A 17,607-nucleotide genomic window follows, 5' to 3' on the forward strand; every position below is an offset into this window, starting at 1 on the left:
CGGTCTTTGCGTATCCGGGGTGTGGTCTAAGCGGTCCCGCGCCCGCGGTGCTCGGCGACGATCCCGAACCGCTGCTGCTCGCCGGACACCGTCTCGCCCGGTCGCACATGCGTCACCGCACCGACCACGGACTCCTCACCACGCGGCTCCGCGCCGGACTCCAGCTCCGCCAGATCCTCCGCCGACACGAGGGCCACGAGCGGCTTGCCGTGCCGTGTGACGACGACGCGCTCGCCCCCGTACACCACACGGTTGATGAGGTCGGCGAGCTCTGCCCGGGCTTGCGTCACCGGAATCTCGTAGGCCATACGCCCATTCTAACGTCACGTACGTCCTGTACATTTTTTACAGAACGGCGTGCGGGAGGCCGGCCCGCACCCACGCCCGAGCGGAGGCCTGCCATGGACGCGGGAGTGCGTGACTGGGGGTGGTCCGCGGAGCCGGCGGACGATCCGTACGCGGCGCTGCTCAAGGAGCGGATCGTCTTCCTCGGGCCGGTCGTGGATGACGCCGCGGCCCAAGAGGTGGTGGCGCGGCTGATGCATCTGGAGCACGCGGCGCCCGGGCGGGACATCTCGCTGTACATCAATTCGTCCGGCGGCTCGTTCAGCGCGATGAGCGCGGTGTACGACACGATGCGGTACGTCTCATGCGAGGTGGAGACCGTCTGTCTCGGGCAGGCGGTGTCCTGCGCGGCCGCCCTGCTCGCGGCGGGCGCGCCGGGGAAGCGGGCCGTGCTGCCCGGGGCGCGGGTCGTGCTGCGGCAGCCGCGGCTCGACGAGCCCGTCGAAGGTCAGGCCGACGATCTGGCGGTCCGGGCAGGTGAACTGCTGCGGACGCGCGCCTCGTTCGAGGAGCTGCTCGCGCGGCACACAGGGCAGCCGCAGGCGACGGTGGCCGCGGATCTGGAGCGCGACACCGTGCTCGATGCGGCGGCCGCGGTGCGGTACGGGATCGCCGACCGGATCGTGCCGCACCGCAAGTCCCCGGCGGGAGGCGGCCGGTGAGCGGGATGTGGCCGCCCGAGCCGGTGCCGCTGCCCGCGCTGACGCGTGCGGAGGGCGAGTTGATCGACCGGTATCTCGAAGTCGTCGATCTGGTCGGGCGGATCAATCCGGCGCGCGGACGCGACACCTACAGCGGGCTGCGGGCCGCGCAGGCCCTGGTCGCGAAGGCGGTCGAGCTGCGCGAGGCGCTCGATGCGATGCACCGGCGCGGCGAGAGCGAGGTGCACGCGGCAACGCTGGCGCGGGCGTTGCGGGTGCTCGACGGGGAGCGGCGCAGCGGCCGGGTGTCGGTGCCTCCCGCCCGTGAGGGCAACTAGACGTCTGCACGCGCCGCGCACTAGGCCGTTCGCGCTCCCCCATCCGGCGTAAGCACCAACTCTTCTTTCGTACGAGAAGAGTTGCGTAACGCACGTACGCAAGAGCCGGAATGATCTCTTCCGCTGCTGGTACGAGCGTCGTCGGGGCTCTGGTCTCTGCGCGTAACCACCCCTTGTCCACCCGAACAGGTCAGGGGTGAGGAGCCTCACAAACAGCCGTTTCTACTCGGAAATCGCACCGGTGGTGCGTGAAGATCCCTTCCGACGACAAGCCCCCGCCACAGCGGCGGGGCGGTCCGGGTGGACGCCGAGTCCTGCCGCCGCCCGGATGTCAGGTCGACATCGGTGGACCGGCAGGAGTGGAGGACCCAGGCAGTACGGGGCTTCGGGATCTGTCGCCCATGACAGGTAACGGCCCCTTGGGGTGAAGTCGCCTCGGCGGCACGGCAGTTGCGCCGTGACCATCGGGCGGCCGGGCATTCTTCGTTGGCCCGAATCCGACAGGTCATCCTTCACAGGCGGCTGACGAAGGGTTGCGCATGACTGCGCGTCACCGTGTTCCGTCTCTGATCGCGCGGGCCGGGAGCGCTTCGGCGCTCACGCTCGCGGTGGTCGGCGGCACCGTTCTCGTACCAGGTGCAGCAAGTGAGGCCGAAGCCGCGGCCGTGGCCACCAAGGCCGTTCAGATCGCCGCGTCGAAGAAGGGGTCACCGTACAAGTACGGCGCGACCGGGCCACGTCGTTTCGACTGCTCGGGCCTGACGCTCTACTCGTACAAGCGCGCGGGCAAGAAGCTGCCGCGTACGGCAGCGGCCCAGTACAACAAGACCCGGCACATCCGGTCGAGCCAGCGCCGGCATGGCGATCTGGTGTTCTTCCACTCCGGCCGGAGCGTCTACCACGTCGGCATATACGCCGGGAAGGGCCGCATCTGGCACTCCCCGAAGCCCGGTTCGAAGGTGCGTCTGGAGAAGATCTGGACGCGGAGCGTCTGGTACGGGCGGGTGCGCTGAGCTCCGGCGTCCGAACACCCGTAGCAGCTCGGTAAGTTGAGAAGTACTCCGTTCCGTCTCCCGCCGTCCCGGGAGGCGGAACGGATCATCGGCCCGTCAACGGCGCGATGAGCAGGCCGAGTCCGAGTGCCGTCAGCGCGACGCCGGTGGCCGCCTCCACGGCGCGTGCGGCCTTCGGCCGGCGCAGCAGCCGTCCGAGGCGGTCGACGAGCAGGGCAACCAGCGGGAACCACAGCAGCGCGAGCAGGACCACGATCGCCGCGAGCAGCAGTGTGCGTGGCAGAGCGGCGCTCCGGTCGGGGACGAACTGGGGCAGGATGCTGAGGAACGTGATCGACGCCTTGGGGTTCAGGGCGTTGGTGAGGAACCCCTGCCGCCAGGCCGCGACGGCGGTGAGGCCGGAGTCGGGTTCCTCCGCCGCGGATGCGGTGCGCGGGCGGCGGAGCGCCAGCAGCGCCTGCACACCCAGGTGCAGGACGTACGCCGCGCCGATCAGCTGCAGTGCGCGGAACAGCGTCGGCAGTGCGGCCAGGACCGCCGCGACGCCCGCCACGGCCAGCACCGTGTGCACCAGGAGCCCGGCCGCGATCCCGAAGGCGCAGGCCAGCCCCGCCCGGCGCGACACGAGCGCGCCACGGACGACCACGGCGAAATCGGCGCCGGGCAGGGCGACGAGACCGGCGGCGAGCAGGATGAAGGCGAGCAGCGTGGCGTCCATGCGCTCCAGCCTGCCCCGGCAGAGCCTTCACCAGGTACTTGCAATCTTCAGGGTCTGCCTTAAGCACTGCTTTAGGCTGGGAGCATGTACGATCCGACGCGCCTTGCCGCCCTCGTCGCCGTGGCCGAGGCCGGTTCGATCACCCGGGCCGCGCAGCGCCTCGGCTACACCGCTCCCGCGCTCTCCCAGCAGCTGGCCAAGCTGGAGCGCGAGGCGGGTACCGCCTTGCTCGTACGGCATCATCGCGGCGCACGTCTCACGGCCGCCGGTGAGCTGCTCGTGGCGCGGGCGCGGCGGGTGCTCGACGAGCTGGACCGCGCGCGGCACGAGCTGGCGCAGCTGACCGGTCTGTCCGGGGGCAGGCTGCGTATCGGCACGTTCCCGACGGCGGGGATCCATCTGCTGCCACCTGCCCTCAGCGCGTTCCGGCGCGCCCATCCCGACGTGGAGCTGGCGGTCGCGGACTTCGAGCCGCCGGCCGGAGTGACCGCGGTGGCCGACGGCGAGGTGGACCTGGCGCTCACGCACACCTACGAGCCCGCCGATCCGGAGCCGCTGCCGCGTTCCGTACGGGCGGAGGTGCTGCTCGTCGAGGAGCTGGTCCTGGTGACGGCGCCGGGGCACGTACTGGCGGCGGGGGCGGACCGGCTGCCGCTCGCGGACCTCGCGGGCCAGCCACTGATCTCCATGGCACCGGACCACCCCCGGCGGCGCGGTGTGGAGGCCGCGCTCGCGGCGGCGGGCGCGGCACCGTCCGTGGTGATGGAGACACCGGTCTACGCGGTGGTGTGCGCGCTGGCCAGTGCGGGCCTGGGCGTCGCGGTGGTTCCGGAGATGGTGGCGCGGATCTCGCCGACTCCCCTGGGCGTACGGCGACTTGAGCCGCCGTCCCTTCGCAGGACCATCTCGGTGGTGCACCGCGCGGAGGAGTCGAACGCGGCGGCGGGGACGCTGAGGGCCTTGCTGCGCGGGGCGTTCGGGCGGACCGGTGGGGCCGTGTCGGAGTGAGCACGGCCAAAGACCGCCTTTCGCGCTACTCGACTCGGCTGTGCTGAACGGCACGGCGGTCACCGGAGCGGGTGAGGACGCGGGCGCCGAGGGCCATGCCGGCCAGGCCCAGCGGGATGGCGACGACCGCGCCGACCATGCCGTTGCCGGTACCGGGGCCGCCTTCGGAGGTGGCCAGGTGCAGGACGGCGAGGAACGTGGCGGCCAGGCCCACCGGGATCGCGCTGAGCGCGCCGGTCCGGGCGTTCATGAAACCGAAGCGCCCCTTGGTGCGGCCGAGTGCGAGCAGGCCGAGGACCACGGCGAGGAAGCCCACGCCGAGCGCCAGGTTGGCGCCGGTACGCCCGTCGCCGATGACTCCGCCTTCGGCGGCCAGCATCAGCGTCTGTGCTGTGTTCATGACGGCTCCTTCGTCATCGGAGGGATCCGGTGATGCCCGGCTCCCGATGACTTCGAGACTGCCGTCATCGCCGCACCCGGTCGTCCGGCGAACGCAGTCACTTCGCCCTGCCGCCCGCGTCGCACCCGGCTACCGCGGCCGTGGCAGCGGGCGCGCGCCTACTGCGCCCGCGGTAGCCGCCCGGTCCGCCAGCGGACCGATCCCCCGCGGGCGGCGCGCGGCTAGGGTGCGACGCATGGACCTTGGGCGCTTCCGACTCCCGGCAGGTGTGACCACCTGGCTGGTCGCCGTCGCCGTGGCGGCGCTGCTGCTCGGGACCGGCCTTTCGGGCCCGGGCCCGGACGGGGCTGCCCGCGTCGTCGGCGCGGTGCTCCTTGCCGGCGGCGGGCTCGCGCTGGCCGCACGCGGGCGGGCACCGCTCGCCGTACTCGTGGTCACCGCCCTGTGTGCGCTCGGCTATCAGACCGCCGGTTTCGAGGTGCTGTCCGTCCCCTACCTCGTCGCCGTGTACGGCGCCGTTCGGGCCGGGCACCACCTGTTCACGGTGATCACGACGGTCGCACTGTTCCTGGCCCTGCATGTGGGCGCGCTGCTCTTCCACGACGGCACCGCGCGCGAGGCGCTCGGTCAGGCGCGCGGCACGCTCGAAGTGGCCTGGCTGATCGCCGCGTTCGCGGCGGGCGAGGCGCTGCGGCAGGCGGAGCGGCGCGCGGCCGAGGCGGAGCGCAGCCGGGAGGAGACCGCGCGGCGGCGCGCCGACGAGGAACGGCTGCACATCGCGCGGGAGTTGCACGACTCGCTCACCCATCAGATCTCAATCATCAAGGTGCAGTCGGAGGTCGCGGTGCATGTGGCGAAGCGGCGCGGCGAGGAGGTCTCCGAGGCGCTGCTCGCCATCCAGGAGGCCGGGCGCGAGGCGACCCGTGAGCTGCGGGCCACCCTGGAGGCGCTGCGCGATGACGCGACGGCGCCACCGCGCGGCCTCGACGACCTCAAGGAACTGGTGGAGCGGGCCGGCCGCGGCGGTCTCGACGTGACCCTGACGGTCGAGGGGCGGCGCGGTGACGTACCGGCCGCGGTGAGCCGCTCCGCGTACCGGATCGTGCAGGAGGCGCTGACCAATGTCGTACGGCACGCGGACGCCACGACCGCCGCGGTCGGAGTCGAGCACCGCCCGGGCACCCTGACCCTACGGATCGACGACAACGGCCGGGCGACCGGCTCCCACGAACCCGGTCTCGGACTGCTCGGCATGCGGGAGCGGGTCACCGCGCTCGGCGGCCGGATCGAGACGGGGCCCCGTGCCGAGGGCGGTTTCTCCGTCCGGGCCGAACTGCCGGTGGAGGCTGCCCGATGAGCGGAGAGCGCCCGATGATCCGCGTCGTCCTGGTCGACGACCAGCCGCTGATCCGCAGCGGCTTCCGCGCACTGCTCGCTCTCGAGAACGACATCGAGGTGGTGGGCGAGGCCGGTGACGGCGAGGAGGGCCTCGCGCTCGTACGGCGGCTGCTGCCGGACGTGGTCCTCGTCGACGTGCAGATGCCGGTGGTCGACGGGATCGAGACGACCCGGCGGATCGCGGCCGATCCCGCCCTGGCCGCGGTGCACGTGGTGATCCTGACGAACTACGGCATGGACGAGTACGTGCTCGACGCGCTGCGCGCGGGCGCCGCGGGTTTCCTGGTGAAGGACATCCTCCCGGAGGACCTGCTGCACTCGGTACGGGTCGCGGCGCGCGGCGACGCGCTGCTCGCCCCGTCGGTCACGCGCCGTCTGATCCAGCGCTTCGTCAGTGAACCGGCGCCGGTGGCGGCGGGCAGCGGTCTGGACGAGCTGACCGGCCGGGAACGGGAGGCGGTCGCGCTGGCGGCGCAGGGCCTGTCGAACGACGAGATCGCGGACCACATGGTGATCAGTCCGCTGACCGCGAAGACGCACATCAACCGCGCCATGACGAAGCTGCACGCCCGCGACCGGGCCCAACTGGTGGTCTTCGCCTACGACTCGGGGCTCGTGACACCCCGTACGACCTGAGGCAGAGCGCTCAGCTCTGAACGGGTGCCGTCCACGGGAGCGCGATCCACACGGTCTTGCCGCCCTCCGCCGTCGCGTTGACCGAGAGGCGGCCGCCGCACTCCGCGGTGAGCCAGCGGATGATGACCATGCCACGCCCGTTGTCCTGCTGGACCGCGGCGGGCAGCCGCTTGGGGAAGCGGGGGTGGCTGTCGGTCACCCCGATGCGCAGCTGCTCGTCGCGTTCCAGCTCCAGATCCACCGTGAACGTGGGCGACTGCCCGAAGGTGTGCTGGACGGCGTTGGTGGCGAGTTCGGAGACGATCAGCCGTACGGTGTCGGCGACTTCGGTGTCGCCCGGCAGACCCCACTCCGCGAGCATATGAAGGACGTAGTTCCGCGCGGCGGACACCGAGGCGGGATCGCTCGGCAGCGTGACGGATGCTTCCTGGTGATCTGCCATGGCGACGCTGTCCCTTTCCCACCGGGGCCGAACTCCCGGCACGAGGCGGCCGGAATGCGAATCACCTGAATCACGGAGGGCCCCGGACTGGTGCTTCGCGCCAGACTGCCACTACCCAAGCGCCAACACGTACCGATCCCCCAAGATATGCATATATCTGTCGCTCGAAGCGGTGAACTCTGCTACGGAAGACCGTATTTGGGAGCGACACTGACCCATCGAACTGCACGGGAGGAGCCGGGCATGAAGTACGGGCCTGCGGTGCGGCGCCGCAAACTCGGTGCCGAGCTGCGCGCGCTGCGCGACCGGGCGGGACTCACCAGTGGCGAGGTGGCCCGGCGGGTCGGCTGGCACCAGTCGAAGGTCAGCCGAATAGAGACCGGAGCGAGCAACGCGAAGCCCGCGGACGTGGGGATGCTGCTCGACACCTACGAGGTGCGCGACCCTCAACTACGGGCGCTGTTCGAGGCGTTGGCGGGTGCGGACGGCGAGGGTGCGGCGCGTCACCAATGGTGGCATGCCTACAAAGGACTGCTCCCGCCGGCCTACCGGGACTTCATCTCGCTGGAGTCGCAGGCCTGTCAGGTGCGCACCCTGGAGACCGCGGTGGTGCCGGGACTGCTGCAGACGCCCGAGTACGCGCGGGCGGTGACCCGGGCGGCGCTCGACGGGCTGCCGGAAGGCCAGGTCGACGAGCTGGTGCAGGTGCGGCTCGCCCGTCAGGACGTGCTGCGCGGTGAGCCGCCGCTCGCGCTCAGCGCGGTGGTCGACGAGGCGGTGCTGCGCAGGCCGGTGGGGGGCTACGGCGTGATGGGGCGTCAGTTGCGGCAGCTCGTCGAGGTGGCGCGGCTGCCGCATGTGTCACTCCAGGTGCTCCCGTTCGCAGCGGGCGGTCACGTGGGCCTCACGGGTCCCTTTCTTATTTTTTCGTTTCCGAACATTGCTGATCTGGATGTGGTTGTTCTCGACCATTTGACGAGTAGCCTCTACCTGGAGCGGAAAGAAGACCTCAAGGCCTACACCGAGGCCTTCAACTCCCTTCAGGAACAGGCCCTTTCGGCCGAGGACAGCCTGGAATACATCGCCGGGATCGGTGATGGCGCGTAAGGAGGCACGATGACAGCACTGCCTCGGTACGTTCTCTCCAGTACCTCTCTGAACAGAGTCGGGCACGACCTCCGGTGGCGGCGCAGCAGCGCCAGCACCGGGATGAACAACTGCGTGGAGACGGCGGCGCTCAGCCAGGGCGCCCTGTCGGGTCTGCTGGCCGTCCGTGATTCGAAGGACACCGAAGGACCCGCTCTGCTCTTCGCACCCGCCGCCTGGACCTCCTTCCTCGACGCCGTCCGAGGCGAGGAGCTCTAGGCCCTTCCGAGGGAACAGTGCCACCCGGCCCTTCGAGCGAACGGTGCTACGGCGCGGTACGGACGATCGTCCGTACCGCGCTTTCGATGTCCGCGTCCGTGAGGTCCGCGCGCGCGGTGAGCCGCAGCCGGGAGATGCCGTCCGGTACCGACGGCGGCCGGAAGCAGCCGACCCGCAGCCCGGCCGCACGGCAGTCGGCCGCCCAGGCGACCGCCTCGTCCGGCGAGGGCGCGCGGACGGAGACCACGGCGGCGTCGGGACGTACGGCCTGCAGTCCCGCCGCGGTCAGTCCGGAGTGCAGTGCGGAGGCGACCTCGCGGGCGCGCTCGGCGCGGGCGGGTTCGCGGCGCAGCAGCCGCAGGGCCGCGAGCGCGCCGCCTGCCGCCGCGGGGGCGAGGCCGGTGTCGAAGATGAAGGTACGGGCCGTGTTCACCAGGTGCTCGATGACCTTCGCCGGTCCGAGGACCGCACCGCCCTGGCTGCCGAGCGACTTGGACAGGGTGAGCGTGGCGACCACGTCGGGCGCGCCCGCGAGGCCCGCGGCCTGCGCGGCGCCGCGGCCCCCTTCCCCGAGTACGCCGAGCCCGTGCGCGTCGTCGAGCAGCAGTCCGGCGCCCGACTCGCGGCATACGGCGGCGAGTTCCGCCAGCGGGGCACGGTCGCCGTCGACCGAGAACACGGAGTCGGTGACCGCGAGCGCGGGACCCTGGTGGGTGCCGAGCGCCTTGCGGACGGACTCGGGGTCGTTGTGCGCGGCGACCGCGGTGGTGCCGCGGGCGAGACGGCAGCCGTCGATCAGCGAGGCGTGGTTCGAGGCGTCCGAGACGATCAGGGTGCCGTGCGGGGCGAGTGCCGTGACGGCGGCGAGGTTGGCCGCGTAGCCGGACGACAGGACCAGCGCCGCCTCGAAGCCGCAGAACGCGGCGAGCTCCTGCTCCAATCGGGCGTGCAGTTCGGTCGTGCCCGTGACCAGACGGGAGCCGGTGGCTCCCGCGCCCCAGGTGCGGGCCGCCTCGGCGGCGCCCGCCACGACCTCGGGGTGACGGGTCAGGCCCAGGTAGTCGTTGCTCGCGAGGTCGAGCAGCGGGGAGTCGGCGGGACGCGGACGCAGGGTGCGGACGAGTCCGGCGGCGCGGCGCGCATCGGCCTGCTCGTCCAGCCGGGCGAAGGGGTCGCCGGGCGCCGGCACCGAGCCGGACCCCGGCGCCGAGCGGTTCCCGTGAGCGTGCGCTGGCGTGTCCATCCGGCCGTCCTCGGGTCCTGGGGAGAGTTCTGCCTGGCTCTGCCGGCGTTTTCGGCGTCGGCCGGCGTTTCTCGGCGTCAGCCGGTCTTTGTCGGCAGTCAACAGACCCTAGCGGCAGTCACACGAGGTCAGCGTGTGGCAATACCCACACCTCACCGAGCCACTGTTGTGCGGTTCCTACTTGGCCGGGGGCGGGCGCGTAGGCAAGGATCTGCACTCATGGACCTGCTGAACACGCTCGTGGACAAGGGGCTTCGGCGCGAGCTGCCGACCCGCGAAGAGGCACTCGCCGTGCTCGCCACTTCGGACGACGCACTGCTCGACGTGGTCGCCGCCGCGGGCAAGGTGCGCCGCCAGTGGTTCGGGCGTCGCGTGAAGCTCAACTACCTGGTCAACCTCAAGTCCGGGCTCTGCCCCGAGGACTGCTCGTACTGTTCGCAGCGGCTCGGCTCCAAGGCCGAGATCCTCAAGTACACGTGGCTGAAGCCGGAGGACGCCTCGAAGGCCGCGGCGGCCGGTGTCGCGGGCGGCGCCAAGCGGGTCTGTCTGGTGGCGAGCGGCCGCGGTCCCACGGACCGCGACGTCGACCGGGTCTCCAAGACCATCGAGGCGATCAAGGAGCAGAACGAGGGCGTCGAGGTCTGCGCCTGCCTCGGACTGCTCTCCGAAGGTCAGGCGGGACGGCTGCGCGAGGCGGGCGCCGACGCGTACAACCACAACCTCAACACGTCCGAGGGCACGTACGGCGAGATCACCACGACGCACACGTACGCGGACCGGGTGGACACCGTGCAGCAGGCGCAGGCCGCCGGTCTCTCGGCCTGTTCGGGTCTGATCGCGGGCATGGGCGAGAGCGACGAGGACCTCGTCGACGTGGTCTTCTCGCTGCGCGAGCTCGACCCCGACTCGGTGCCGGTGAACTTCCTGATCCCCTTCGAGGGCACCCCGCTCGCCAAGGAGTGGAACCTGACCCCGCAGCGCGCGCTGCGGATCCTCGCGATGGTGCGCTTCGTCTGCCCCGACGTCGAGGTGCGGCTCGCGGGCGGGCGCGAGGTCCATCTGCGCTCGATGCAGCCGCTCGCGCTGCACCTGGTCAACTCGATCTTCCTGGGCGACTACCTCACCAGCGAGGGCCAGGCCGGCCAGGCCGACCTGGACATGATCGCGGACGCCGGCTTCGAGGTGGAGGGCGCGGGCACGACGACGCTGCCCGCGCACCGGGCGGACGCGCTCGGCGGCGGCTGCGGCTCGCATGCCTCTGCCTCGTCCGGGTGCGGGTCGCATGACACGGAGGACGCCTCCGGGTGCGGCGCGCACGGTGGCGGCTGCGGTCCCTGCGGTTCGTCGGAGCCCGCGTCGGAGTCCGTCGCGGCGTCGGAGCCCGCCGCCGCCTCGGCGGCCTCGGAGCCTTCGGAGTCCGAGCCGTCCGCCGTCCCCGGAGCCCGTACGGATCTGGTGGCGGTACGCCGCCGGGGCGCCGGAACGGATCTCGCGCCCAATGCCTGACCTCACCCCGGCCGAGCTCCTCGACCTCGACCGCCGCCACGTCTGGCACCCCTACGGTCCGATGCCCGGCCGCCAGGAACCCCTGGTCGTCGAGTCGGCGAACGGGGTGCGGCTGCGGCTGGCCGGCGGCGAGGAGCTCGTCGACGGGATGTCGTCGTGGTGGTCGGCGATCCACGGCTACAACCACCCCGTGCTCAACGAGGCGGCGCGCGGTCAGCTCGACCGGATGAGCCATGTCATGTTCGGCGGGCTCACGCACGAGCCCGCCGTACGCCTGAGCAAGCTGCTCGTCGACATCACGCCCGAGGGCCTTGAGCACGTCTTCCTCGCCGACTCGGGTTCGGTGTCGGTCGAGGTCGCCCAGAAGATGTGCCTGCAGTACTGGCGCTCGCTCGGCCGCCCGGAGAAGCAGCGCCTGATCACCTGGCGCGGCGGCTACCACGGCGACACCTGGCATCCGATGTCGGTGTGCGACCCCGAGGGCGGGATGCACGAGCTGTGGTCGGGCGCGCTGCCCCGCCAGGTGTTCGCGCCCGCTCCCCCGGTCGAGTTCGACGAGACGTACGCCGAGCTGCTGCGCACCACGATCGCCGAGCACGCCGCCGAGGCGGCCGCGGTGATCGTCGAGCCGGTGGTGCAGGGCGCGGGCGGGATGCGCTTCCACTCCCCCGCGTATCTGCGGGTACTGCGCGAGGCCTGCGACGAGCACGGCGTGCTGCTCGTGTTCGACGAGATCGCCACGGGCTTCGGGCGGACCGGCGAGCTGTTCGCGGCCGGGCATGCGCGGGTCACCCCCGACGTCATGTGCGTGGGCAAGGCGCTGACCGGCGGTTACCTCACGATGGCGGCGACGCTGTGCACCTCGCGGGTCGCCGAGGACATCTCGCGCGGCGAGGTGCCGGTGCTCGCGCACGGCCCGACCTTCATGGGCAATCCGCTGGCCGCGTCGGTGGCCTGCGCCTCGATCGAGCTGCTCCTCGGCCAGGACTGGCAGAGCGAGGTCAAGCGCATCGAGTACGGGCTGCGCGAAGGGCTCGTACCGGCGGGCGGGCTGCCGGGCGTGGTGGACGTACGGGTGCTCGGTGCGATCGGTGTCGTCCAGCTCGACCATGAGATCGACATGGCGGCGGCGACCCGCGCGGCCGTACGCGAAGGGGTGTGGCTGCGGCCCTTCCGCGATCTCGTCTACACGATGCCGCCGTACGTGACCGGCGACGCTGACGTGGCCCGGATCTGCCGTGCGGTGCTCGCGGCCGCGAGCGCGGGCTGAGGCACGGACGGGGCGGCGGACGTCGCCCACGGGGAACGCGACGGCGTTCAGGACACTGAGGCACGGGCGCGTGGTGCGGTGCACCGCACGAAGGAGAACAGACATGACGGTACTGGTCGTCACCGGCACCGGGACCGAGATCGGCAAGACGGTCACCACGGCGGCTGTCGCCGCGGTGGCGCTCGCCGCGGGGCGTTCGGTCGCGGTGCTCAAGCCCGCGCAGACCGGTGTCGCACCGGGTGAGGCGGGCGATGTCGCCGAGGTGACGCGGCTCGCGGGCCCGGTCACGGGCCTCGAACTCGCCCGCTATCCCGAGCCGTTGGCGCCCGCGACCGCCGCGCGGCGCGCGGGCCTGGCCCCTGTGCTTCCCTCGGAGATCGCCGAGGCCGCCGAGAAGCTGGCCGCCGCGCACGACCTCGTGCTCGTGGAGGGCGCGGGCGGGCTGCTCGTCCGCTTCGACGACGCGGGCGCCACGCTCGCCGACGCGGCCCGGCTCCTGGGCGCCCCCGTCCTGGTGGTCGCTCCGGCCGGACTCGGCACGCTCAACTCGGCCGCGCTGACCGGGGAGGCACTGCGGACGCGCGGTCTGACGCAGGAGGGCGTCGTGGTCGGCAGCCTGCCCGCCGAGCCGGGCCTCGCCGAACGCTGCAACCTCACCGACCTGCCCACCGTCGCCGAGGCCCCGCTGCTCGGCGCGGTCCCGGAGGGCGCGGGGGTGCTCGCACCGGACGTGTTCCGCGCGCGGGCGGCATCCTGGCTCGCGCCGCGCCTCGGCGGTACGCGGCGGGGCTGAGCACAGGGCACGCGGACCGGTACGTGCACGGCACGGGCGCGGGCACGACGTACGCTGACCGCCATGCGCGCACGTATCGAGGAAATCGTCTTCGACTGTTCCGACCCCGCCCAACTGGTCCGTTTCTGGGCCGCGTTGCTCGACGTGGAGCCGGTGGACCGGACGCCGGACTGGTCGTACATCGATGTCCCCGGCTTCACCCGGATCGCCTTCCAGGCCGTCCCGGAGAAGAAGGCGGCCAAGAACCGGCTGCACCTCGACGTGAACGCGGGCGAACTGGGTCCCGCGACCGCCGAGGCCGAGGCGCTGGGCGCACGGCGCCTGGGCGGGGTCGTCACCGACGAGTACGGGGACTTCCAGGTGCTGCAGGACCCCGAGGGCAACGAGTTCTGCTTCGTCAGCGGGTAGCGCTCCCTCGGGCGGCGGCCGTACGGCCGCACGCGCAGGGCGGAATCCTGGGGACGAGGGGCAGAATCAAGAGTGACGCACCCGTCGGCCGAGGAGGCAACATGCCGCGCTCCGGATCCGTGCCCAAGGACGCCGTGCACCACCCGATCTTCGCGCGCTTCTACGAGAAGCAGAGCGTCGCGGCCGAGAAGCTCATCGCCCGCCACCGCAAGGAGCTCCTGGCGGGCCTGACCGGCCGGGTGATCGAGATCGGTGCGGGCAACGGGCTGAACTTCGCCCACTATCCGTCGACGGTCTCCGAGGTCGTCGCCATCGAACCGGAGCGTCATCTGCGGCAGTTGGCGGTTGACGCCGCCCTGCACGCCGAGGTCCCGGTGGATGTGGTGCCGGGCGCGGCGGAGGCGCTGCCGGTCAAGAGCGAGGCCTTCGACGCGGCCGTGTTCTCGCTCGTGCTGTGCAGCGTGCGCGACGTCCCGCGCGCGCTCGCCGAGGCGCGGCGGGTGCTGCGTCCCGGCGGCGAGCTGCGGTTCTTCGAGCACGGGCGGGCCCCGCAGGGCCGTGCGATGGTCGCGTTCCAGCGCGGGCTCGACGCGACCGTGTGGCCCCGCCTCTTCGGCGGCTGCCATGTGGGACGCGAGCCGCTCGCGTCGCTGCGGGACGCCGGCTTCGAGATCACCGCGTCCCGCCCCTTCCTCATCCCGCCGTCACGGCTGCGCCTGCCGACCTCGTACTGCGTGCTCGGAACAGCCCGCAAGCAGGACTGAGAGCCTGTTTCCGAACCCCCGTCGTTCGTCCGAAGGACGGCGCAGCGGCGGTCGGTGCGTGCTCTCGGCGTGCGGCGTTCCAGGTCATGTGGCGGAGCCACCTGTCCTGGGGCGCCGTGCGCCGAGAGTGCGTGCCGGGCGTCGGGGCGCAGGCGGGGGTTCGGAAACAGGCTCTAAGGGCGCAGGACGGAGGATCGAGGCGGCAGGCAGGACCGAGGGTCAGGGCCGCCACCGGGGATCGCGGCCGGTCAGGGCGAGCAGCGTGTCGAGCGGCGAGGCGCCCTCGGGTACGTCGACGGGTTCGCCGAACGCCCCCATCTTCCGCCCGCCCGGGACCAGTTCGGCCCAGACCGGGGCGATGTCGGCGAGCACGTCGGGGTCGGGCACGTACGTCCGGCCGGTCGCCCGCGCCAGGTCCCAGGCGTGCACCACGAGGTCGCCGAGCGCCATGCGTGAGACGGTCGTCGCGGGCATGCCCATCAGACCGGTGGCACCCTCCAGCGCGCCGGGCCGCGCCCAGGCCTCGCCCAGGCGCGCGGTCTCCTTGGCGAAGCGGCCGCGCCAGTCGGGCTCGTCGGCCACGTAGTCGGGTGTCGTGGCGAAGTCGGACGGTTCCTTGGCGGCGAGGGCCTGGAACTGGACGACCACATGCAGCAGATGGTTCACGAGACCCCGGACGTCGTACTCGGCACACGGGGTCGGTGAGTCGAGGGCGCTGTCGTCGATGCCGTCCAGGACGGCGGCGGCTCGGTGTCCGGCCGCCTCGAACAGTTCGGTGATGTCCTTGCTCATACGGCGACCGTACGGCCCGCCGCGGCACCGCATCTTGTAGAAACGCGCCACTGCTGTTCCTAGACTCCGGGGCATGGCAGCTCCGCGCAGGGATCACCGTGGCATCGTCGACGCGGCCGACCTGCTGGCGCGGGTCCGCTTCCGCCGCCATGAACCGGCGGCCGCGCTGCGCCCGTATCTGGAGCACTACTGGCTGATCGACTGGGATCTGCCGCAGCCGTACGCCTCGCATGTCGTTCCGCACCCGTCGGTCAACGTCGTCTTCCAGCGCTCCGGCGGTGACGAGCACGGCGAGGTGGCCGGGATCGGGCTCGGGCTGTTCACGCAGAAGCTGGAAGGGGTGGGGCGGGTGTGCGGGGTGCAGTTCCGGCCGGGCGGCTTCCGGCCGTTCGCCCCGCAGGCACCGGTCGCCGAGTGGACGGGGCGGCGGCTGCCGCTCGGGGAGGTGTTCGAGGGCCTTCGGGAGGATCCCGAGGTCCTCGCCTCCGTGCTCGGTCCCGACGACGACGCCGGGCGTGTGGCGGCGCTCGACACCTTTCTGCTGGCGCGCGGCCCGCGGCCCGACCCGCAGGCCGATCTCGCGATGGCGCTGGTGGAGCGGATCCGCGGCGACCGCACGATCCTGCGCGCCGGGGCGCTGGCCCGCGACGAGGGGCTGGCACTGCGGACGCTGCAGCGGCTCTTCGCGCAGTACGTGGGGGTCGGACCGAAGTGGGTCATCCTGCGTTACCGCATCCACGAGGCGCTGGAGCGTGCGGAGTCGGACGCGCAGGTGCGCTGGGCCGAGCTTGCGGCGGAGCTCGGCTACACCGACCAGGCCCATCTGGTACGGGACTTCACGGCGACGGTCGGGGTGCCGCCGACGGCGTATGCGCAGCCGCGCGGTGCGGACCGGGGGTGACCCACGTGGACTAGCCGCTCCAGCCCCGCAGTTCGTCGGTGATCTGCTGGATGCCCGCCTCGCCGGTCTTCACCAGGCGCGCCAGGTCGCGGACCTGTTCCGCCGAGGTCGCGACCTTGAGGCCGCTCGCCACGAGGTAGCCGTACGCGACGGCGCAGGCGAACATCGCGTTGGAGCGCTCCAGGGCGGGGATGTGCAGGAGCTGCTGGAGGAGGGCGGCCGCGCGTTCGTGCGGGTCGTCGTAGACCGGGACGCCGAATATCTCCGCCTCGTGGCGGGCGACCGCGGCCACGAGGGAGCCCCAGTCGGTGACCTGGGGGTCACCGGGTGTCTTCTGCTCGGCGATCATCAGGAGCCAGGCGAGGTCGATCTTCAGAGTCAAGACCGCCCGCGCTCCGGACCGAACTCCTCGGTGAAGACCGACTCGTAGTTCTTCATGAAGTCCGCCGCCGAGTCGACGAACGTGCGGCCGGCCTCGCCGACGTCCTGGCGGACCAGCTCCTCGATGTAGCGGTTCACGCTCATCCCCCGGGCCAGCGCACGCTCGCGGGCGGCCCGTGCGGTCTCCTCGTCCACGCGGACGTTGAGCTGAGTCTTCGGCATACCTCCAAGCTAGCGCCGGAGCGCTAGCACCGGCAAGGGCCGCCGGGGCTGCTATTCAGATGGCCCTTACACGCGTTGACGAGGCCCGACCTCGGAGGGATACCGGACGGACACGCGACGCCGCTACTCTCGGCGTTCGCAAGGGAGTTGGGATGGCCTGGAAGCCCGGGAGGCGGCCTTGACCACACCGTCAGGAGCACAGCTCACCGACCACGCGGAGCCGGCCGCCATCGCGGCCAGGGCGCGCGGTCTAACCAAGGCGTACGGCACGGGCGAGACGGTCGTCGTCGCCCTCGACGCGGTCAATGTCGACATCGGCCGCGGCCGCTTCACCGCCGTGATGGGCCCATCGGGCTCCGGCAAATCGACGCTGATGCACTGTCTGGCCGGGCTCGACTCCGTCTCCGCGGGACAGGTCTGGCTGGGCGGCACCGAGATCACAGGGCTGCGCGAGCGTGAGCTCACCCGGCTGCGCAGGGACCGGATCGGCTTCATGTTCCAGGCGTTCAACCTGCTGCCCACGCTCAACGCCCTGGAGAACATCACGCTGCCCATGGACATCGCCGGGCGCAAACCCGACGCGGAGTGGCTGGAGCGCGTGATCGACACGCTCGGTCTGCGCGACCGCCTCAAGCACCGGCCCGCCCAGCTCTCCGGCGGCCAGCAGCAGCGCGTGGCGTGCGCGCGGGCGCTGGCCTCACGGCCCGAGCTGATCTTCGCGGACGAGCCGACGGGGAACCTCGACTCGCGTGCCGGGCTCGAAGTACTCGGCTTCCTGCGCGAGGCCGTGGACGAGCTGGAGCAGACGGTCGTCATGGTCACGCACGACCCGGGCGCGGCGGCCCACTCGGACCTGGTGCTCTTCCTCGGCGACGGACGGATCGTGGACGAGATGGAGCGGCCGACGGCGGACGCGGTCCTGGAGCGCATGAAGCGCTTCGACTCGCTCGGCGCGCTGCCGGGCCCGCACGCCGACGGTTCCCTCGGTCAGGACTCCGCCGACCCCCTGACCAAGGACTGAGG

The 17,607-nt window shown here is 72.0% G+C and carries 23 protein-coding genes and 1 riboswitch; of the genes, 15 read left to right on the forward strand and 8 right to left on the reverse strand.

Annotated elements, in window-relative coordinates; genetic code table 11:
- Positions 1–26: 26 nt before the first annotated feature.
- Complete coding sequence (locus ACIBI4_RS06390; RefSeq protein WP_399202459.1) at positions 27–308, reverse strand: type II toxin-antitoxin system Phd/YefM family antitoxin; 282 nt, start codon at positions 306–308, stop codon at positions 27–29.
- Between the two features lie 93 nt (positions 309–401).
- On the opposite strand from ACIBI4_RS06390, the gene ACIBI4_RS06395 reads away from it, so the two are divergent.
- The 3 genes from ACIBI4_RS06395 (at position 402) to ACIBI4_RS06405 (ending at position 2,337) form a co-directional block, all read left to right on the forward strand.
- Entirely contained in the window at positions 402–1,007 is a 606-nt protein-coding gene (locus ACIBI4_RS06395; RefSeq protein WP_399202460.1) for an ATP-dependent Clp protease proteolytic subunit, read from the forward strand.
- Positions 1,008–1,012: 5 nt separating this feature from the next.
- Positions 1,013–1,324: a hypothetical protein gene (locus tag ACIBI4_RS06400; RefSeq protein WP_399202659.1), complete on the forward strand. Its 312-nt coding sequence runs from the start codon at positions 1,013–1,015 to the stop codon at positions 1,322–1,324.
- 324 nt (positions 1,325–1,648) lie between these two features.
- Positions 1,649–1,860, forward strand: a riboswitch (cyclic di-AMP (ydaO/yuaA leader).
- Positions 1,861–1,863: 3 nt separating this feature from the next.
- Positions 1,864–2,337 carry a C40 family peptidase gene (locus ACIBI4_RS06405; protein ID WP_399202461.1) on the forward strand — a complete coding sequence of 158 codons (474 nt, stop codon included), beginning with the start codon at positions 1,864–1,866 and terminating at the stop codon, positions 2,335–2,337.
- An 85-nt stretch (positions 2,338–2,422) separates the two neighbouring features.
- On the opposite strand, the gene ACIBI4_RS06410 is transcribed toward ACIBI4_RS06405, so the two are convergent.
- Positions 2,423–3,055, reverse strand: a complete 633-nt coding sequence (locus tag ACIBI4_RS06410) for a LysE family translocator (protein WP_399202462.1) — start codon at positions 3,053–3,055, stop codon at positions 2,423–2,425.
- Positions 3,056–3,139: 84 nt separating this feature from the next.
- Between ACIBI4_RS06410 and ACIBI4_RS06415 the strand changes: the two genes are divergently transcribed.
- The gene (locus tag ACIBI4_RS06415; protein ID WP_399202463.1) at positions 3,140–4,063 is read left to right on the forward strand and encodes a LysR family transcriptional regulator; all 924 of its coding nucleotides are present in this window, start codon (positions 3,140–3,142) and stop codon (positions 4,061–4,063) included.
- 25 nt (positions 4,064–4,088) lie between these two features.
- On the opposite strand, the gene ACIBI4_RS06420 is transcribed toward ACIBI4_RS06415, so the two are convergent.
- On the reverse strand, positions 4,089–4,463 hold the full coding sequence (locus ACIBI4_RS06420) for a DUF6223 family protein (protein WP_399202464.1): 375 nt from the start codon (positions 4,461–4,463) through the stop codon (positions 4,089–4,091).
- A gap of 235 nt (positions 4,464–4,698) precedes the next feature.
- On the opposite strand from ACIBI4_RS06420, the gene ACIBI4_RS06425 reads away from it, so the two are divergent.
- Positions 4,699–5,820, forward strand: a complete 1,122-nt coding sequence (locus ACIBI4_RS06425; RefSeq protein WP_399202465.1) for a sensor histidine kinase — start codon at positions 4,699–4,701, stop codon at positions 5,818–5,820.
- A 14-nt stretch (positions 5,821–5,834) separates the two neighbouring features.
- Positions 5,835–6,497 (forward strand): response regulator, encoded by a 663-nt coding sequence (locus ACIBI4_RS06430; protein WP_399202660.1) that lies wholly within the window; start codon positions 5,835–5,837, stop codon positions 6,495–6,497.
- A 10-nt stretch (positions 6,498–6,507) separates the two neighbouring features.
- On the opposite strand, the gene ACIBI4_RS06435 is transcribed toward ACIBI4_RS06430, so the two are convergent.
- Positions 6,508–6,939 carry an ATP-binding protein gene (locus ACIBI4_RS06435; RefSeq protein WP_399202466.1) on the reverse strand — a complete coding sequence of 144 codons (432 nt, stop codon included), beginning with the start codon at positions 6,937–6,939 and terminating at the stop codon, positions 6,508–6,510.
- A 243-nt stretch (positions 6,940–7,182) separates the two neighbouring features.
- On the opposite strand from ACIBI4_RS06435, the gene ACIBI4_RS06440 reads away from it, so the two are divergent.
- Positions 7,183–8,046, forward strand: coding sequence for a helix-turn-helix domain-containing protein (locus ACIBI4_RS06440; protein ID WP_399202467.1), 864 nt, complete (start codon positions 7,183–7,185; stop codon positions 8,044–8,046).
- A gap of 9 nt (positions 8,047–8,055) precedes the next feature.
- Positions 8,056–8,304, forward strand: coding sequence for a DUF397 domain-containing protein (locus tag ACIBI4_RS06445; protein WP_399202468.1), 249 nt, complete (start codon positions 8,056–8,058; stop codon positions 8,302–8,304).
- Between the two features lie 46 nt (positions 8,305–8,350).
- Here ACIBI4_RS06445 and ACIBI4_RS06450 read toward each other — a convergent pair whose 3' ends face one another.
- Positions 8,351–9,547, reverse strand: a complete 1,197-nt coding sequence (locus ACIBI4_RS06450; RefSeq protein ID WP_399202469.1) for an 8-amino-7-oxononanoate synthase — start codon at positions 9,545–9,547, stop codon at positions 8,351–8,353.
- A gap of 219 nt (positions 9,548–9,766) precedes the next feature.
- Between ACIBI4_RS06450 and bioB the strand changes: the two genes are divergently transcribed.
- From bioB to ACIBI4_RS06475, 5 genes are all read left to right on the forward strand, one after another.
- A complete protein-coding gene (gene bioB, locus ACIBI4_RS06455; RefSeq protein WP_399202470.1) occupies positions 9,767–11,053 on the forward strand; it encodes a biotin synthase BioB in 1,287 nt (428 codons plus the stop codon).
- Positions 11,046–12,323 carry an adenosylmethionine--8-amino-7-oxononanoate transaminase gene (locus ACIBI4_RS06460; RefSeq protein WP_399202471.1) on the forward strand — a complete coding sequence of 426 codons (1,278 nt, stop codon included), beginning with the start codon at positions 11,046–11,048 and terminating at the stop codon, positions 12,321–12,323. Before bioB ends, ACIBI4_RS06460 begins: the two co-directional genes overlap by 8 nt.
- Before the next feature lie 103 nt (positions 12,324–12,426).
- Complete coding sequence (gene bioD, locus ACIBI4_RS06465; RefSeq protein WP_399202472.1) at positions 12,427–13,116, forward strand: dethiobiotin synthase; 690 nt, start codon at positions 12,427–12,429, stop codon at positions 13,114–13,116.
- A 63-nt stretch (positions 13,117–13,179) separates the two neighbouring features.
- Entirely contained in the window at positions 13,180–13,524 is a 345-nt protein-coding gene (locus tag ACIBI4_RS06470) for a VOC family protein (RefSeq protein WP_399202473.1), read from the forward strand.
- 101 nt (positions 13,525–13,625) lie between these two features.
- Positions 13,626–14,288: a class I SAM-dependent methyltransferase gene (locus ACIBI4_RS06475; protein WP_399202474.1), complete on the forward strand. Its 663-nt coding sequence runs from the start codon at positions 13,626–13,628 to the stop codon at positions 14,286–14,288.
- Between the two features lie 219 nt (positions 14,289–14,507).
- Here the strand turns inward: ACIBI4_RS06475 and ACIBI4_RS06480 are convergent, their stop codons facing one another.
- On the reverse strand, positions 14,508–15,080 hold the full coding sequence (locus ACIBI4_RS06480; RefSeq protein WP_399202475.1) for a TIGR03086 family metal-binding protein: 573 nt from the start codon (positions 15,078–15,080) through the stop codon (positions 14,508–14,510).
- A 73-nt stretch (positions 15,081–15,153) separates the two neighbouring features.
- On the opposite strand from ACIBI4_RS06480, the gene ACIBI4_RS06485 reads away from it, so the two are divergent.
- On the forward strand, positions 15,154–15,981 hold the full coding sequence (locus ACIBI4_RS06485) for a DUF6597 domain-containing transcriptional factor (protein ID WP_399202476.1): 828 nt from the start codon (positions 15,154–15,156) through the stop codon (positions 15,979–15,981).
- Between the two features lie 10 nt (positions 15,982–15,991).
- Here the strand turns inward: ACIBI4_RS06485 and ACIBI4_RS06490 are convergent, their stop codons facing one another.
- The gene (locus ACIBI4_RS06490) at positions 15,992–16,363 is read right to left on the reverse strand and encodes a fic family toxin-antitoxin system, toxin component (protein WP_399202477.1); all 372 of its coding nucleotides are present in this window, start codon (positions 16,361–16,363) and stop codon (positions 15,992–15,994) included.
- On the reverse strand, positions 16,360–16,584 hold the full coding sequence (locus tag ACIBI4_RS06495) for a toxin-antitoxin system HicB family antitoxin (protein WP_399202478.1): 225 nt from the start codon (positions 16,582–16,584) through the stop codon (positions 16,360–16,362). Before ACIBI4_RS06495 ends, ACIBI4_RS06490 begins: the two co-directional genes overlap by 4 nt.
- A gap of 178 nt (positions 16,585–16,762) precedes the next feature.
- Between ACIBI4_RS06495 and ACIBI4_RS06500 the strand changes: the two genes are divergently transcribed.
- On the forward strand, positions 16,763–17,605 hold the full coding sequence (locus tag ACIBI4_RS06500) for an ABC transporter ATP-binding protein (RefSeq protein WP_399202479.1): 843 nt from the start codon (positions 16,763–16,765) through the stop codon (positions 17,603–17,605).
- Positions 17,606–17,607: the final 2 nt, after the last annotated feature.

The organism is Streptomyces sp. NPDC050418 (assembly GCF_044458745.1).
In the GTDB taxonomy this organism is placed as follows: Bacteria; Actinomycetota; Actinomycetes; order Streptomycetales; family Streptomycetaceae; genus Streptomyces.